16 protein-coding genes are annotated in these 15,426 nt (G+C 71.0%); 6 read left to right on the forward strand and 10 right to left on the reverse strand.

Translation table 11 applies throughout. From position 1 onward, the window contains the following. On the reverse strand, positions 1 to 1,215 hold the full coding sequence (locus OHA21_RS19330; RefSeq protein WP_328475465.1) for an oxygenase MpaB family protein: 1,215 nt from the start codon (positions 1,213 to 1,215) through the stop codon (positions 1 to 3). A 202-nt stretch (positions 1,216 to 1,417) separates the two neighbouring features. On the opposite strand from OHA21_RS19330, the gene OHA21_RS19335 reads away from it, so the two are divergent. After that, a complete protein-coding gene (locus OHA21_RS19335) occupies positions 1,418 to 2,311 on the forward strand; it encodes an aminoglycoside phosphotransferase family protein (RefSeq protein WP_328475466.1) in 894 nt (297 codons plus the stop codon). A gap of 63 nt (positions 2,312 to 2,374) precedes the next feature. Beyond that, positions 2,375 to 3,556 carry an extracellular catalytic domain type 1 short-chain-length polyhydroxyalkanoate depolymerase gene (locus OHA21_RS19340; protein WP_328475467.1) on the forward strand — a complete coding sequence of 394 codons (1,182 nt, stop codon included), beginning with the start codon at positions 2,375 to 2,377 and terminating at the stop codon, positions 3,554 to 3,556. 6 nt (positions 3,557 to 3,562) lie between these two features. On the opposite strand, the gene OHA21_RS19345 is transcribed toward OHA21_RS19340, so the two are convergent. Together OHA21_RS19345 and OHA21_RS19350 are read right to left on the reverse strand one after the other, a co-directional pair. After that, positions 3,563 to 4,429 (reverse strand): TIGR03620 family F420-dependent LLM class oxidoreductase, encoded by an 867-nt coding sequence (locus OHA21_RS19345; protein ID WP_328475468.1) that lies wholly within the window; start codon positions 4,427 to 4,429, stop codon positions 3,563 to 3,565. A gap of 93 nt (positions 4,430 to 4,522) precedes the next feature. Next, positions 4,523 to 5,071 (reverse strand): hypothetical protein, encoded by a 549-nt coding sequence (locus tag OHA21_RS19350; protein ID WP_328475469.1) that lies wholly within the window; start codon positions 5,069 to 5,071, stop codon positions 4,523 to 4,525. A gap of 66 nt (positions 5,072 to 5,137) precedes the next feature. Here OHA21_RS19350 and OHA21_RS19355 point away from each other — a divergent pair, with 66 nt between their 5' ends. Continuing rightward, positions 5,138 to 5,719 carry a TetR/AcrR family transcriptional regulator gene (locus OHA21_RS19355; RefSeq protein WP_328475470.1) on the forward strand — a complete coding sequence of 194 codons (582 nt, stop codon included), beginning with the start codon at positions 5,138 to 5,140 and terminating at the stop codon, positions 5,717 to 5,719. Between the two features lie 77 nt (positions 5,720 to 5,796). Here the strand turns inward: OHA21_RS19355 and OHA21_RS19360 are convergent, their stop codons facing one another. Further along, entirely contained in the window at positions 5,797 to 6,807 is a 1,011-nt protein-coding gene (locus tag OHA21_RS19360; RefSeq protein WP_328475471.1) for a hypothetical protein, read from the reverse strand. Continuing rightward, complete coding sequence (locus OHA21_RS19365; protein ID WP_442875167.1) at positions 6,800 to 7,132, reverse strand: PadR family transcriptional regulator; 333 nt, start codon at positions 7,130 to 7,132, stop codon at positions 6,800 to 6,802. The genes OHA21_RS19360 and OHA21_RS19365 overlap by 8 nt, the downstream gene beginning before the upstream one ends. A 95-nt stretch (positions 7,133 to 7,227) precedes the next feature. Here OHA21_RS19365 and OHA21_RS19370 point away from each other — a divergent pair, with 95 nt between their 5' ends. Genes OHA21_RS19370 through OHA21_RS19380 form a run of 3 tightly spaced genes read left to right on the forward strand, consistent with a single transcriptional unit; the run spans position 7,228 to position 9,412 of the window. Next, positions 7,228 to 7,911, forward strand: coding sequence for a hypothetical protein (locus OHA21_RS19370; RefSeq protein ID WP_328475472.1), 684 nt, complete (start codon positions 7,228 to 7,230; stop codon positions 7,909 to 7,911). Continuing rightward, entirely contained in the window at positions 7,908 to 8,264 is a 357-nt protein-coding gene (locus tag OHA21_RS19375; RefSeq protein ID WP_328475473.1) for a transcriptional regulator, read from the forward strand. The genes OHA21_RS19370 and OHA21_RS19375 overlap by 4 nt, the downstream gene beginning before the upstream one ends. Next, the gene (locus OHA21_RS19380; protein WP_328475474.1) at positions 8,261 to 9,412 is read left to right on the forward strand and encodes an alpha/beta hydrolase family protein; all 1,152 of its coding nucleotides are present in this window, start codon (positions 8,261 to 8,263) and stop codon (positions 9,410 to 9,412) included. Before OHA21_RS19375 ends, OHA21_RS19380 begins: the two co-directional genes overlap by 4 nt. An 8-nt stretch (positions 9,413 to 9,420) precedes the next feature. On the opposite strand, the gene OHA21_RS19385 is transcribed toward OHA21_RS19380, so the two are convergent. The 5 genes from OHA21_RS19385 to OHA21_RS19405 form a co-directional block, all read right to left on the reverse strand. After that, on the reverse strand, positions 9,421 to 10,155 hold the full coding sequence (locus OHA21_RS19385) for a class I SAM-dependent methyltransferase (RefSeq protein ID WP_328475475.1): 735 nt from the start codon (positions 10,153 to 10,155) through the stop codon (positions 9,421 to 9,423). Between the two features lie 25 nt (positions 10,156 to 10,180). After that, entirely contained in the window at positions 10,181 to 11,350 is a 1,170-nt protein-coding gene (locus tag OHA21_RS19390) for an aminotransferase class V-fold PLP-dependent enzyme (protein ID WP_328475476.1), read from the reverse strand. 1 nt (position 11,351) lies between these two features. Continuing rightward, positions 11,352 to 12,671 (reverse strand): pyridoxal-phosphate dependent enzyme, encoded by a 1,320-nt coding sequence (locus OHA21_RS19395; protein ID WP_328475477.1) that lies wholly within the window; start codon positions 12,669 to 12,671, stop codon positions 11,352 to 11,354. Continuing rightward, positions 12,668 to 14,101, reverse strand: coding sequence for a Y4yA family PLP-dependent enzyme (locus OHA21_RS19400; protein WP_328475478.1), 1,434 nt, complete (start codon positions 14,099 to 14,101; stop codon positions 12,668 to 12,670). Before OHA21_RS19400 ends, OHA21_RS19395 begins: the two co-directional genes overlap by 4 nt. Before the next feature lie 129 nt (positions 14,102 to 14,230). Then, positions 14,231 to 15,403, reverse strand: a complete 1,173-nt coding sequence (locus OHA21_RS19405; protein ID WP_328475479.1) for a spore photoproduct lyase family protein — start codon at positions 15,401 to 15,403, stop codon at positions 14,231 to 14,233. Positions 15,404 to 15,426: the final 23 nt, after the last annotated feature.

The following is a 15,426-nucleotide window of genomic DNA, read 5'->3' on the forward strand; positions in this document are numbered from 1 at the left end:
TCAGGCGCCCGGCCGGTTGCCGGTCGGGATGGTGATCGGCGTGTGGGTCGCCGAGGTGCCGTTGTTGAGGAACAGCATCGCCAGGCCGCGGACGAACCGGTCGAACATCGAGAACCCGGTCGGCATGATCGGCGACAGGCCCTCGCGGAACGCGACGTACGCCGGCCAGCCGACCTCGATCAGCGTCCGGGCCGCGTAGTCGCGCGGCAGCTTCAGCCAGTTGCCGATCTGGTCGCTGAGCAGATAGCGCGCAAACTCCCGCTGGAAGCCCTTCGTGACGCCCAGGTCGATCTGCGAGGTGAGGTTGAGCAGGATGGCGGCCAGGTCGACGCCCTCCGGCGTGGAGCCGAGCAGCGGGGTCAGCGCATAGTTCGACTGCTGTTTCGCGGCCGCCCAGCTCGCCGGGATGAAGTCGTCGCGCACGCCCAGCAGGTGCAGCGCGACCTGCCACTGGTGCAGGAAGGCGTCCTCCTCCGCGGCCGACATCCGGATGCCCCAGGACTTCAGCTTGCCGTGCACGAAGGTGCCGAGGCTGTGGAAGGTGATCAGGATGTCGCCGTTGCTGATCGGGATGAAGTCCTGGTCGTCGGTGACGGCCCGCCACTTCGCCGACTGCGGGAGCAGGTGCCGCACCGCGGCGTGGGTCAGCCGCGTCTTGTTGGAGGTGGTGATGAACATGCCGGACGGCTTGAAGGCGTCGACGGCGCTGAGGTCGTAGCCGTACGTGAAGGTCTTGGCCGCCCGGTCCTTCATGTCGGCGCCGCCCTGCGACCAGTAGACGTTGCGGGCCTCGCGCGGGATCACCGTGCTCATGATCCCGCTGCCCAGGCCGTAGAGCAGGAACAGGTACATGCTCATCCGCTTGTTGAACTGGGCGGCTCGGTCGAGTTTGGCCTGGTCGGCCCAGGCCGGCAGCCTGTTGTGCTCCTGCAGGTAGGCGGTGAGGCCGGCCGGGATGCCGCTGGGCAGCGGGTCACCGTTCTTGATCCACTTGGCGAACGCGGTGTTGACGGCCGGGATTTGACCGTTCTGCAGCATCGAGGCGACCAGCGGGTCGGTCGCGTCGTCCCAGACGCCCCAGGGATCGGTGACCGTGTCGGTGCCGGCGATCGAACCGGCCGACGACCATCCCCACGCCGCGGAGGGCGCCGCAGCCCCCGCCAGACCCAATGCGGCGCCGAGCGTCAGGACGCGTCTCCTGCTGAGATTCTGCATTTGCTTACCTCACTTCTGACCAGTCATACGTCGCCTTGAGCACCTGTTTTGACGGTAATCGATGTGTGATTTCCCGTTAACATAGCTGTGCTCGGCGGGATCGGCAAGAGAAGGATTGCCGTACGCGCGGACCAGCGTTTCCGGCGCCGGAGATCGAGCGAGCTCGCTGATCAGCCGGCCGGCCGCCCGTATCGTGGACCCGGTGATCACCGTGCCCGAGGCGTTCGCGCAGTGGCGCAGCCGGGTCGACGGCGAAGCCGGCCGGCTATGGGTGCGCTCGCTGCCCGCGCAGGTCCAGCAGCTCACCCGCCGCTGGGACCTCACGGTCGACGACGCGGCGCCGCTGCACGGCGGCCTCAGCCTGGTCGTCCTGGTGCACCGCGGCACCCAGCCGCTGGTGCTGCGCCTGGCCTGGCCCGAGTCGACGAACGCGCAGGAGGCCTTCGCGCTGCGGGCCTGGCAGGGCCGCGGCGTGGTCTCCCTGATCGACGCCGAACCCGGCAGCGGCGCCCTGCTGCTGGAACGCCTCGACCACACCCGCTCGCTGCACACGCTGCCGCTGTGGGAGGCCGCGGAGATCGCCGGGAGGCTGATCCGCACCCTGGCCGTCGACCCGCCGCCCGGTCTGGCCACGCTGCGCGAGGTCGCCGACGGGATCCGGGATGGGCTCACCCGCCGGCAGCGCGCCCTCGGCGACCCGGTCCCCGCCGCCTGGGTCGACGCCGCGACCCGGAACGCCCGCGAACTCGCCGGCGCCGGCGAGCAGCGGATGATCCACGCTGACCTGCACTACGGCAACGTGCTGGCCGGGACCCGGCTACCCTGGCTGGCCGTCGACCCACGCCCGCTGCTCGGGGCGCCCGAGTACGCCGTACCCGAACTGATCTGGAACCGCGCCGACGACCTGCAAAGCGCGACCGACGTGCACCGCCTGCTCCAGCTGATCGTCCAGGCGGGCCGGCTCGACGCCGAGCTCGCGCACGGCTGGGTGATCACCCGCTGCGTCGACTACTGGCTGTGGGGCCTGGAACGCGGCCTCACCATCGACCCGGCCCGCTGCGAGCGTGTCCTGAGCGCCCTGCTCAGCAATAGATGACTGCCGCTTTGTGGCGGTCGTCCACATAGGTTCACCGTTAACGTCGCCGTAACGTTCTGCGGCATGAATCCCCGACGGTTGTGGCCGGCTCTGCTGGCTGTGGTGCTGGCTGTCGCCGGTCTCGCTACGTCCCCGCTCTCCCCCGCGAACGCCGCCGCCACCCTGACCCAGGTCGGCTCGTTCGGCAGCAATCCCGGCGCGCTGCGCATGTACTCCTACGTCCCGGCCGGCATGCCCACCGGCCGCCCGCTGATCGTGGCCCTGCACGGCTGCACCCAGAGCGCCACCGACTACTACAGCCACTCCGGCTGGCCCAAGTACGCCGACCTGTACCAGGCCGCGGTCGTCTTCCCCGAGCAGACGCCGGCGAACAACGCGCTCTCCTGCTTCAACTGGTTCACCGCGGGCGACATCGGCCGCGGCCAGGGCGAGGCGCTGTCGATCAAGCAGATGGTCGATCATGCCATCCGGGCGTACGGGTCGAACCCGCAACGCGTCTACGTCACCGGGCTCTCCGCGGGCGGCGCGATGACCGCCGTCATGCTCGCCGCCTACCCGGACGTCTTCGCCGCCGGGGCCGTGATCGCCGGCCTGCCCTACAACTGCGGCACCATCTGCCAGTACCAGGCTCAGTCCAAGACCCCGAAGCAGTGGGGCGACCTGGTCCGCGCCGCCAATCCCGGGTACACCGGCCCGTGGCCGCGGGTCAGCATCTGGCACGGCACCGCGGACTCCACCGTGGTGCCCGCCAACGCCACCGAGCTGCGCGACCAGTGGACCAACGTCTGGGGCGTCCCGCAGACGCCGTCCTCAACCGCGACTTTGCCCGGCTCGACCACGGTGGCCTACTACAGCGGCGCGGTCGAGCTCTACCAGGTGAGCGGCATGGGCCACGGCACGCCGGTCGCGCCCGGCAGCGCCGAGAACCAGTGCGGTACGACCGGCGCGTACTACCTGAACACCATCTGCTCGTCGTACCACATCGCCCGCTCCTGGGGCCTGGCCGGCGGCACCACGACGCCGCCGCCCTCCCCGTCCCCGTCCCCGTCGCCGACCTCCACAGCGCAGCCGTGCTTCACCGCGAGCAACTACGCGCACACCACCGCGGGCCGGGCGACCCGGTCCGGCGGATACACGTACGCGAACGGCTCCGGCCAGGCGATGGGCCTGTGGAACACGTTCACCGTGCACACGCTGCGCCAGACCGGCCCCAACCACTACGTCCTCGCCGACGGCCAGTGCTGAACGCGGTCAGATCCCGAGCACACCGGCCAGCTGCCGCCACTGGCTGAGCGGCAGCTCCCGGGGCATGCCGCCCTCGGTCAGCACCTGCACGGCCACATGATCCGCACCGGCCGTCAGATGGGCGTCGACCCCGGCACGAACCCGCTCGTCATCGCCCCAGACCACCGCTGAATCGAGGAACCGGTCGCTGCCGCCGCCGGCCAGGTCCGCCTCCTCGAGACCGTACTGAACCAGCTGCCGGGTGTAGTTCGGCAACGCCAGATACAGCCGCAACGCGCGGCGGGCAGCCTGGCGCGCCGCCACCGCGTCAGTGCCGAGGAAGACCTTCTGCTCCGGAACCAGCAGCGGCCCGTCACCCAGAATCCGGCGGGCCGCTGCGGTGTGCGCCGGCGGCATCAGATACGGCAGCGCGCCGGCGGTCAGCTCCCCGGCCGCCTGCAGGGTCCTCGGCCCGAGGGCGGCGATCATCCGCTCCCGCACCGGCACCTCGGCCAGCGGCCCGGTGAGGAACTCCCGCAGTCGGCTCAACGGCCGGGTGTAGGCCTGACCGCGGGACTCGGCCGTCGGCGCGTGCCCCGAACCGACCCCGAGATAGAACCGCCCCGGGAAATCGTGCCGGATCCGCGCATCCGAGGCCGCCAGCCGTTTGCCGTCGCTGGTCCAGATGTCCACAATGCTGGTGCCCACCACGAGTGTGCTGGTCGCCGCCAGGATCGCCTCGGCAAGCCCCAGATCGTCACCCGGGCTGCCGCCGATCCACATCGCCCCGAACCCGAGTTCCTCGATCTCCCGAGCGGCCGACGCGATCGCATTCGGGTCGTCCGGCCAGATCCGCTCGGGCGCCCAGACCCCATACCGCCCCAATTCGTTCATGCCCCGATCCTGCCCCAGCCGATCACCGAGCGGAAAGGCGAGACCGAGCGGAAGGGGAAGACCGAGCGGGAAGACGAGACCGAGCAGAAAGGGCTAGGCCGAGCGGGAAGGCGACACCGAACGGCGAGGCGCGACCGTGTAGCTGAACGAGATCACGAAGTCGATCACCAGGACGATGCCCCACGGCGCCATCACGTGCCAGATCGGCAGAGCCCGTTCCAGCCCGCCCGCGATCACGGTGAACAGCGCCAGGAAAGCGGCTGCGAGAGCGTACGCAAGAAAATGCCGGACCCAGCCGCGGCGCTCGAGGGAAGCGTGCGCGCGCCCCGTGCGGGGTTTGGGTGTGGGCGCCGGCCCGCCGGCGAAGCGGTGGGCGACGCGCTCGTCGGCCCACCGCATCATCGAGTGGCCGAACACCACGGAAACGCCCAGGTAGACCGCGGCGAGGCCATGAGCGAACCCCGCCTCTCCCCCGCCGCGCAGGTCGATCGCGGAGACCGCGAGCAGCAGCACGTCGACCAGCGGCACCGCGATCAGCAGCGCCGCGCCCAGCCCGGGCCGGCGCAGCACGTAGCGGGTGAGCAGGCCCGCCAGCAGCAGCACCCAGAATCCGATCTCGCACGCGATGATCACGGCGATCATGACGCCCCCTTATTTCGCACAGTCGTGTTGCTAACTTTTATAACACGACTGTGCGAGAATGGCGCCATGCCGAAAGTTGTCGACCATGACGAGCGCCGCAGGGAGCTGGCCGGCGCGGTCTGGCGGGTGATCGCCCGCGACGGCGTCGCGAACGTCTCGATCCGCACCGTCGCCGCCGAGTCCGGGTGGTCCTCCGGCGCGCTACGGCACTACTTCGCGACCCGCGACGAGCTGCTGGCCTTCGCCTGTGAGCGGGTGATCGAGCAGGTCACCGACCGGATCAGCCGCATCCGCCCGGAGGGCAGCGCACGTGAGGCGGTCCGCCGGCTGCTGCTGGAGACCATGCCGGCCGACGAGCAACGGCGTACCGAGGCATCGATCGCCTTCTCCTTCCTGGCCCTCGGCCTCGGTGACCCGGCGCTGGCCCGCGTGCAGCGTCTGCACCTGACCAGCATGGCCGAGCTCTGCGCCGGCCTGGTCCCGCACCTGGCCCCGCACGCCACCGCGGCCCAGCAGCACAGCCTGGCCCGCCGCCTGCACGCGGTGGTCGACGGCCTCTCCGTGCACGTCCTGGCCGGCCATCTCACCGCCGACGAGATGATCACCGAGTTGGACGCTCATTTAGAAACCCTTTTTCAGTACGAGTGACACAGGGTCCCCGCTTTCCCGCGCGGCCCGAGTGCACCGTCCGGGCCGCAGCGCGGCCGCCGGGCTTGAGCAGTCCGTCACCCTTCGGCGGGCCCGACGACCGGCGCGGGCACGCGGTCCGATCGCCTGAGCAGCATCAGGCTCCCCGCCAGCGCAACGCCGATGACCGCGACGGCCTGCGGATTGGCGATCTGGCTGACGAACGGATAGATCCAGTCGGTGGCGAGCATGACACTCGCGGAGTCCGGGTCGGGGAGCACGCTCATCACGTTGTCGAAGGTGTTCACCGCAGCGGCGATCACGGCCGGCAGTCCGAGCAGCATGATCCAGCGACGGACCGGCCGGTCCGCGCGGACGGTCCGGTGCGCCAGCCAGGTCGTCGCCATCCAGGTCAGGATCAGACCGGCGACGAAGCCGGTGATCGCGGCGGGGAGCACGCCGCCGGGCTCAACCGGGTACGCGCTGACGGTCAGGTGCCCCTCCTGCTGCGACATCCGCACGAGGACGCCGTCACGCTCCGCCCAGAACACGCCCTCGGCCGACACCGCGCCGGTGTCCCATCCCGCGCTCCGCAACGACCGGTGCGCGTCGGCCAGCACCGCCTCCGCCCCGGGAACCGCCTCGTAGAACCGGCTCTGCCCGATCGGCGCCGGCCGTGGGCTGCCCCAGTTCTCCGCGCCGAAGGTCTGGAACTCGCCCGACACCTGATAGGTGTAGTCCGCGTCGACGATCCCTCGCCCACCGAGCTCCGAGGTGAAGGTGGCCGGCCGCCCGACCAGACTGTCGTCGAGGGCGGGCGCGGAGAGGTCGGCGGCAGCCCAGGCGACCAGGGCGCCGGCGCCGCTGAACACGACCGCGGCCCAGAGCGTCACGATCGCGGCCGCGACGCCGGCGATCCACCCCGGCGGCACGAGGCGGTAGCGCAGCCCCATCAGCAGCAGATGGATCACGTCGCTGCGGGACGGCCGGGTCTGCCCGGGTTCCGCGGCGTCCATGAGGGTGGTGAGCATCTCCAGTCCGCGCGAGCGGCGATAGAACCGCGGGTACGCCCACAGCAGTCGCCGGTAGATGCGCTCCAGCTCAGGCATGCCGCACTCCCGTCGTACCGAATCCTTCTCGCAGCCGGGCCGTGGCGACCGTGGCGTTGGCCTGCATGCGTTCCGCTGCGGCCGCCAGGGCCGCGCGGCCGTCCTCGGACAGCAGGTAGTAGCGGCGCAACCGGCCCCCGACCGCTTCCTCCCGGTCGACGGCGATCAGGCCGTCGGCGGTGAGCCGGTCCAGCGCCGTGTAGAGCGTGCCGGCCTTGAGCTCGACCCGCCCGCCGGACAGCTCGGCGACCGCCTGCATGATCCCGTAGCCGTGCAGAGGCGCGCGCACCAACGCGGTCAGGATGAAGAACGTCGGTTCCTGCATCGTCATGACCAGCAATATAGATCATCGCTATATATCGGCCAACTAGGTATCGGACTGCACTAGCGCCAATAGGTTTGTTCTGGAAACCTATTGGCATGACAACTGAGTCGGTGTCCGCCGACGGGGATCCCCGGCGGCTGCTGTCGGACGTGCGCGGCCTCGCCCAGCAGGTGCGGGTCGACCAGCGGGTGACCTGGGTCGCGCTGCTGGTGCTGGCCGTGGCAACGTTCGTGGCCATCCCCTTCGACTACTTCTTCCTCGTCCAGCGCTGCGAGCCCGCGCCGGACGGCGAGACCTGCTACTTCATCCGGCAGGGCGTGATGTTCTACTGGCCGCCCGCCCTGCTGCTGGCATACGCGGCAATCACCTACATCTACGTGCGGGTCGCCCGGACGCGGGGGCTGGGCGCCCGCGTGATGCCGTACGCGATCACCGGCGCCGCCCTGACCGGCCTGTTCACCGTCGCCTGGCTGCTGGCACGCGTCTACCTGATCGACAACCCGGTCTCCTTCCCGGAGTGGGTGATGGTGATCGACCGCCTGATCACCCCGGCCGGCACGATCGGCGTCGCGCTGCTGGTCCTGGCCCGGCTGGAACGCAACCTCGCCCTGCTCGCGTTCACCCTCGTCTACCTGGCCGTGGTGCTGATCCCGATCGACTTCGGCTGGGGCGCGCACTGGGGAATCAAAACGGCCTTCCTGCCGCAACAGGTCATCAACGGCACCCTGCTGCTGCTCGGCGCGATCGGTTTCGCGCTGGCCCGCCGGCGGCGGCGATGACCGCCGAGGCAGGCAACGACTCCGACCCGGTCCTGCACCCGGTCACCGGCCTGGACGACGTGGTGCACCAGCGGGTCCGGCTCGGCATCCTGACCATCGCGCACGAGGCCCGCCGGGTCGAGTTCGGATATCTGCGCAGCCAGCTCCAGCTGACCGCCGGCAACCTCTCCCAGCACGTCACCGTGCTGGAGACGGCCGGCCTGGTCGAGGTCGAGAAGGGGTACGCCGGCAAGCGCGGCCGTACCTGGATCACGCTCACCGCCGCCGGCAGCGCCGCGCTCGCCGCGGAGATCGGGCGGTTGAAGCTGCTCATCGCACGGGTCGAAACCACCGACACACCGGAGGACCGATGACCGCCGCACTCTCCCGCCGCAGCCTGCTCGCCGCCGCCCTCGCCACCGGGGCAGCCGTGCCCCTGGCCGGCGCCACCCCCGGCCGCCCCGCCGCGGCGGCCCCGCCGCGTCTGACGTTGCCCCGCCCGACCGGGCCGCACCGGATCGGCACCGTCGACCTGCACGTGGTCGACCGTTCCCGCGTGGACCCGGTCACCGGCGGCCACCGGGAGCTGATGGCCAGCGTCTGGTACCCGGCCGGCCGCGACGCCGTACGCCATCCGCTCGCCCCGATGATGCCCGCCGCACCGCTGCGGGCGCTGCTCGACTCGGTCGGTTTCGGCGCCGACTCGGCGACCTCACCCCTGACCGCCGGCCGTCAGGGCGCGCCGGTGCTGCGGACCCGCGACCGGCTGCCGCTGATCCTGTACTCGCACGGCAACGACGGTTACCGGGCCGAGGCCACCATCATGGTCCAGGAGCTGGCCAGCCACGGGTACGCCGTGGTCACCGTGGACTCCACGTACGACACGTACTGCCAGTTCCACGACGGCCGGGTGACCGTTCCGTCGGAGGTGGAGGGCTTCACCCCGTGGGACCACGCCCACGACGTGCTGTCCGTCCTGGACCGCCTGGAGGACTCCCGGCGCCGCCCTCTGCCGGCGGGCCTGGGCTCAGCCCTCGACTTCCGCCGCATGGGCATGGCCGGCTGGTCGAAGGGTGCCACCGCGACCGCCCTGGTGATGAACCTCGACCGGCGCGTCCGGGCCGGCCTGAGCCTGGACGGCCCGCTGCAGTCGAATCCGCCGCCCGAGCCCCTCGACCGCCCGTTCCTGCTGATGACCGCGGAGTTCAGCCGGGCCGCCGAGCCGAGCGTCGAAGACTATTGGCACTACCACCTGCACGGCTGGCACCTGAACCTGCACGCCACCGGCGCGGCCCACACGGCCTACATCGATCATCAGTGGCTGATCCCCCAGCTGGCACGCATCACCGGGATGAGCGACGAGGAGCTGACCGACTGGATCGGCACCCTCAGCCCGGCTCGAGCGGTGCGCATTCAGCAGGCGTACCCGTTGGCCTTCTTCGACCTGCACCTGCGCCACCGCCGTCAGCCGCTGCTGGAGGGCCCGAGCCGGGCCTTCCCGGAAGTCGAGTTCATCCCCTGACGCGCTCGTCAAGCCACCGCGGCGAGGGCAGCATGGGCGCCCCAGCGCCAGATCGTGCCGGCCTCGGTGAAGCCGGCCTGCCGGGCCGCCTCGCGGTGCCAGTCCACCGGTGGGCTGAACTCGGCGGGGACGCGGCCGTCGAAGGCCGCCTGCCGTTCCCGCAGGATCGGCTGCCACGACGCGTCGGCTTGCACGTCGTCCCACCAGCGGGTCCAGGCCAGGCCGGCGACCGCCTCGCCGGCGTCCGGGTGCAGCCGGCCCATGACGCCGGCCAGGCCGGTCTCGGGCATCAGGTCGGCGACGATCAGCAGGCCGCCAGGGCGCAGGACGGCCCTGGCGGCCCGGTAGAGACCGCGGGCCTGGCCGGCCTCCAGGTAGTGGATGGTCATGACAGCGGTGACCAGGTCGCACGAGCCGGCGCCGATCGCCGCGGACCAGTCTCCCGCCAGGTCGGCGCGGTGCAGGCTGAGCCGGGGGCCGGCGCCGGCCGCGGCGAGCGCCAGCAGCACCGGGTCGAGGTCGACGACGCCGACGTCGGCGCCGGGCCAGCGGGTGGCCATCCGTTCGGCGAGGACGCCGGGGCCGCCGCCGAGATCCAGCACGCGGGTGGGCGCGCCGCCGCAGACCGCCTCGGCCACCGCCAGCATCGCCGCTTCGCAGCTGTCGGCGCCGGGCAGGAAGCCGGACATCACCTCGTCCCAGGTACGGCGCCACCGGTCGACGACAGTCTGATGGGAGATCACGAGCGCAGTTTAACGGGAACCGTTTTCAATAGTCGGGGAGACCGGCCAGCAGGTCCATCAGCCGGTCGATCTCGTCCATCGTGTTGTAGACGTGCGTGCTCACCCGTACCGATGTGGTGTTTTCTCCGCCTGCGGCCTGGCAGTGGCCATCGGCCCGGACCATGAAGCCCTCCGCGGCCAGGATGAAACCCAGATCGTTGGAGCCGATGCCGCGGTGGCGGAAGGTCACGATGCCGTGCCGCTGCTGCACCGGCGAGTCCGCGGCCAGGCTGCGCTGACAACCCAGGATTTCGTACGCGGGAAGCCGCCGCAAACCGTCGGTGAGACGTGCGCCCAGCCCCACCGTCCATCGCTCGATCCGGTCCAGACCGGCCTCCTCCAGCCAGTCCAGCGCCGCGACCAGGCTGACGATGCCACTGGTGTTCGGGGTGCCGCTCCAGCCACCGGGAGTGAACCGGGCGCCGCGCCGGTTGGCCGCCCAGACCGCCCCGATGCCCGGCAGGGCCATCGCCTTGTGCCCGGAGAAGACCACGAAGTCGACGTCCAGCGCGGCCACCGAGACCGGCATGTGCCCGACGCTCTGCGCCGCGTCCAGGCAGATGACCACGTCGGGCCCGGCCGCCGCGCGGATCCGGTCGATGTTCATGTCGCCGCCGTAGACGTGGTGCACGTGGGTGGTGGCGATGAACCGGGTCCGCTCGCTGACCAGGTCCGGCAGCGCCCGGTGGTCGTAGTCGCGGGCCGGGTCGTACGGCATCGCCCGCACGCCCACCTTGACCCCCTGCCGGGCCAGCACGTCCACGGCTTCCTGCCAGGGCAGGGTGTTCGCGGTGTGATCGGCGTACGGAACGATGATCTCGTCACCGTCACGAAGGTGATCGGTCAGCCAGTCCCGGGCGATCAGCCGCAGCCCTTCGGTGGTGCCGCTGACGAAATGGACGCCGGAGCGGTCCGGTTCCGGGTCGCCGAGGAAGGCGCGCACCCGCTGCTCGGCGGCCTCGATCCGGGCGGTCGTCCGGTTCGCCCACGGGTAGGTGCCGCGACCCGCATTGGCGTTGCCCGTGGTCAGGTATTCGGTGACGGCGTCCAGCACGGCCTGCGGCTTCTGCGCGGTGGCCGCGCTGTCCAGGTACGCCTGGCCGGGGTTGCCGGTGATGATCGGGAACTGTGCACGCAGCCGGCTCTGCCAGGACATCTCAGTCCCTCACCAGGTCGGCTCCGGCATCGCGCCAGGCGATCACTCCGCCGTCCAGCGACCGCACGTCCGGGTGTCCCATCCGGGTCAGCAGCGCGGCGTAGCGGGCCGACTTCTCCCCGACCGGGCAGACCAGCAGCACCGGCTGGCTGCGGCCGAACGGCAGGCCGCCGTGCAGCATCTCGCCGAACAGGTCGTCGACGATGTTGATCGACCGGTCGATGTGCAGCGCCCGGTACGCGAACGGGCTGCGCAGGTCCACCACCAGCGGATTCTCCTTGGCGATCCACTCCTGGGCGTCGGCCACGTCGAGCGTGCGCGCCGCGGCGAGGTCGCCGCCGGTGAGCGTGCGCAACGAGTGGGCGCGGGCCGGCTGCTGGAACAGTTCGGGGCGGCGTTCGCGCAGGTAGCTCATGTAACTCTCGACCCGGTCGCAGACGATGAACACCGCCGTACGCCGCTCGGTCAGCCCGGCGTCGAGCCGCCGCAGGTAGCGCACCGCCCCCTGATAGGCGCCGCCGCCGGTCGGCCCGGCCAGAGTGCCGCAGCGGCGCACCAGGGTCAGCAGGCCGTCGATCGCCTCGTCCGAGCTGACCGCCTCGATCGTGTCGTAGACGCCCGGGTCGAACAGCCCGACCTCGTGCACCTCGTCGATGTCGCGGATGCCGGGGATGAAGTCGGACTTGCCGGCCACCAGACCGACCACGGTCACCGCCGGATCATGCTCGCGCAGCACCCGGGCCACGCCGGTCGACGAGCCGGCGGTGCCGACGCAGGCGATGAAGTAGTCCGGCGCCCGGCCGTCCAGATCAGCGATGATCTCCGGGCCGGTGCCGTGCCGGTGCGCCTGCACGTTGAGGTCGTTGAAGTACTGGTCGGTGTGCAGGTAGCCGCCGCCGTCCGCGGACACGGTGTGATACATCCGGGTCAGCGGGTCGTCGGTGTCGGTCGGGTCCAGGCACTCCGACCGCCCGGGCAACTCGTCGATCTGCGCGCCGAGCAGCAGCAACAGATCCTTGATCTCGGGCACCTTCATCCGGTTGGTGACGCTGCGGAACGGCAGGCCGTGCATGCCGGCGATCACCGCGAGGGCCTTGGCGGTGTTGCCGCTGGACAGCTCCACCACGGTCTCTCCGCGCTCGGCCGCACCGGCCAGCCGGTGGCGCACCATGGTCCAGGCGGCCCGGTCCTTGACCGATCCGAACGGGTTGAACAGCTCCATCTTGGCGTACAGGTCGATGTTGCGAAGGCCGTGCACAGCCGCGTCGATGCGCACCAGGGGCGTGTCGCCGATGACGTCGGTGACGCTGTCGTACCTCACCCGGTCTCCTCCCGGCCCGCCACGGGCCAGTACTGCTCGTCCAGACACCACCGCCAGCCGTCGCCGCCGCGGTAGGCCGCGACGGTGCGGGCGGTGGGCTGCATCAGCGCGTGGCCGGCGCTGAAATCCATGAGGTAGCCGCCGGTGTTGGCGAAGGCCAGCAGGTCGCCCGGGCGCGGCACGCCCGGCAGCAGCACCTTGCGCCGGGTGATCAGATCGGCCTCCAGGCAGAGATTGCCCATCAGGTACGCCTCCGCCGGCTCGTCCGCCACTCGCGCACTGCGCGGGACGAGGATCGGATCCATCAGTACGCCGTGCTGCTCCAGAGCGACGTCCCCGCTGTTGCCGGCCACCCGCACCAGGTCGTCGCGCACCTCCTCGACCCGCAGCAGCACCGCGCCGCACTGGTCGAGCAGCGCCCGGCCGGGTTCGACGTGCAGGTCGTACAGGCTGTCGAGCAGCAGGCTCCCGAGACCGCGGCGCTGGGTCACCGACTCGGTGCTGAGCAGCCTGTCCAGATAGGCCGGCCCGGCTGTCGTCCGGTGCGCCGGATAGACACCGAGCGTCCCGCGCACCGTGCCGCCCTCGTTGCGCAGCCCGTACCCGTGACCGTTCCAGGTCACCGCGGACCGCTTGCCGAGCACCGCCCCGGTCAGCTCGCTCGTCCACGCCTCCCACTGGCTGCCGTCGGCCAGATAGTTGACGCCGAAGCCGCCGCCCAGGTCGATCGCCCGCGGCCGCAGCCCGTGCTGGTGGGCCTCGTCCATCGCGTGCAGGCAGCCGTCCAGCGCGGTCGCCTTCTCCGGCAGCCCGACGGTGTCGAGGTGATAGGCGACGCCGAGGAAGTCCAGCTGGTCCTGATGCTTGTCCAGAACCGCCCAGAGAGTGTCCAGACGCGACACCGGGATGCCGAACCGGCTGGTCCGGGTCATCACGTTGGTGCCGGCCGAGGCGAACCCGGACAGCCGGGCCATCACCGGCACGCGGGGCAGGCCGTACGCCGAGACGATGCCCGCGAGCTCGATCAACTCCGATGTGGAGTCGGCGTTGACGGTCACCCCGGTGCGGGCGGCCAGCCACAGGTACGCACGGCTCTTGGGCCCGGTGGCCATGATCCGGCCGGGGGTGAACCCGGCCCCGAGGGCGTGCTGCAACTCGCCGAGCGACGCCACGTCGATGCCCGCGTCGGTCGCGGCCAGAGCGCGGACCAGGGCCCGGGATCTGTTCGCCTTGTGCGCGAAGAAGATGCCGCCGCTGAGACGGTGAGCCCGGTAGACGTCGCGGAAACCCTGGACGTTACGGGCCAGCTGGTCCGGGAGCACCACATTCAGCGGGGAGCCCAACGCATCAGCGACCTGGTGCAGCAGCGCTCGATTCTCCAGGATGGACCGCAGATCACCCTCGACGCGCGGTTGCAGGTAAGACGCCATCACACTCCCGTGTCCACCACGACCCGGCTCCCCCAACGTAATCGATGAGCCCGCCGGGACCAAGAGGATCATGACCCGAAAGTGATCGCCTGACTACTCCATGCAATGTTGCGCATGTGCTCAGTTTTGTCAGGTCCAATACAGAACCCGGCAGGCCGGCAGCCGGTCGGCGATCTCGTCGTGGAACCAGGTGCGCAGCTCAGCCATGGTCTCCGGCGGGTAGACGTACTTCACCGCGCCGAACTTCCCGTGCTTGCGGCTGCGAGTGGACTCGTCCATCTCCAGCTTCGTGCGCGGGTACCAGCCGAGCAGCACCTCCTTGCTGCCCGGAGTGAACCGGTGGGTGATCAGCTCGGCCGTCAGATCGAGGCCGGGAACGTCACGAACCGCCTCCGCGACACTGTCCAGCAACTCGCCGTAATGGGTCCGCCAATCCGGGACCGCGATGATCGGGGCGATCGTCAGACCCACCGGATAGCCGTCCCGGGCAAGGCGGCGCAGCGCCGCGATCCGGTCCGGCAGGCGGCTGGTGCCGCCCTCCACCCGGTCGGCCACCGGGTGGCAGTTGACGCTCAACCGCACCCGGGTACGCCCGTGATGCGCCAGCCCGACGAACCCGCCGACGTCGTCGAACTTCGTCGTCCAGCGCAACTGCACCGGGGCGTCCCAGGCGCCGAAGTGCTCCACCGCCCGACGCCAGCTGCCGGTCAGATGCTCGAGCGCCAGCGGATCGGTGTAGCAGGACGCCTCGAACGTGGTGCCCTCGTCCCGCCGGGCCTGGCGCCGGCTGGTGATCGTGCCTCGGCCCACATAGTCGGCCAGCCCGGCAAGGATGTCGTCGAGATCGGCGTACACCCTGGTCACCGGCGGTCCGGACAGTGAGCCGGCCAGATAGCAGTACTGGCAGTGCGCCGGGCAGCCCTCGGCCAGGTCGAACCGCCAATCCGCACTCGGCGCGATCGGCTGCAGCCTGCGGCGCGACGGCGGGCTCACCACGATCGCCAGGGTGGACTTCGCCCGGGCGTACGTCTCCCGCTCCGACTCCCCACGCAGGCCGGTGAGCCGATTGCCGCGCAGCCGCTCCACCTCGATGCCCTGCGCCTCGACCAGCGCCATGATCCGGTTTCCGTGCGCGTGGTCGTACGCCGCCGGGGTTGCCACCACCCGCTTCGGCACCCACCGCCGCGACGGCCGTGCCGGCGGCGCCACCCCATCAAGATCGCGGATCGGCACCGCTTCGCCGCTGGCGCTGTGCGGCGCCGCCGGCGCGGCAGGCGCCAGCGGCAGGCTCAGGTCGGTCATCCTCTCTGCCTACCCTGAGCTGG

Source organism: Actinoplanes sp. NBC_00393, assembly GCF_036053395.1.
Classification (GTDB): domain Bacteria; phylum Actinomycetota; class Actinomycetes; order Mycobacteriales; family Micromonosporaceae; genus Actinoplanes.

Coding starts and splice junctions, on each gene's coding strand:
- OHA21_RS19330 (WP_328475465.1), bottom strand. CDS start 1,215: ATGCAGAATCTCAGCAGGAGACGCGTCCTGACGCTCGGCGCCGCATTG.
- OHA21_RS19340 (WP_328475467.1), top strand. CDS start 2,375: ATGAATCCCCGACGGTTGTGGCCGGCTCTGCTGGCTGTGGTGCTGGCT.
- OHA21_RS19345 (WP_328475468.1), bottom strand. CDS start 4,429: ATGAACGAATTGGGGCGGTATGGGGTCTGGGCGCCCGAGCGGATCTGG.
- OHA21_RS19350 (WP_328475469.1), bottom strand. CDS start 5,071: ATGATCGCCGTGATCATCGCGTGCGAGATCGGATTCTGGGTGCTGCTG.
- OHA21_RS19355 (WP_328475470.1), top strand. CDS start 5,138: ATGCCGAAAGTTGTCGACCATGACGAGCGCCGCAGGGAGCTGGCCGGC.
- OHA21_RS19360 (WP_328475471.1), bottom strand. CDS start 6,807: ATGCCTGAGCTGGAGCGCATCTACCGGCGACTGCTGTGGGCGTACCCG.
- OHA21_RS19365 (WP_442875167.1), bottom strand. CDS start 7,132: ATGCAGGAACCGACGTTCTTCATCCTGACCGCGTTGGTGCGCGCGCCT.
- OHA21_RS19370 (WP_328475472.1), top strand. CDS start 7,228: ATGACAACTGAGTCGGTGTCCGCCGACGGGGATCCCCGGCGGCTGCTG.
- OHA21_RS19375 (WP_328475473.1), top strand. CDS start 7,908: ATGACCGCCGAGGCAGGCAACGACTCCGACCCGGTCCTGCACCCGGTC.
- OHA21_RS19380 (WP_328475474.1), top strand. CDS start 8,261: ATGACCGCCGCACTCTCCCGCCGCAGCCTGCTCGCCGCCGCCCTCGCC.
- OHA21_RS19390 (WP_328475476.1), bottom strand. CDS start 11,350: ATGTCCTGGCAGAGCCGGCTGCGTGCACAGTTCCCGATCATCACCGGC.
- OHA21_RS19400 (WP_328475478.1), bottom strand. CDS start 14,101: ATGGCGTCTTACCTGCAACCGCGCGTCGAGGGTGATCTGCGGTCCATC.
- OHA21_RS19405 (WP_328475479.1), bottom strand. CDS start 15,403: ATGACCGACCTGAGCCTGCCGCTGGCGCCTGCCGCGCCGGCGGCGCCG.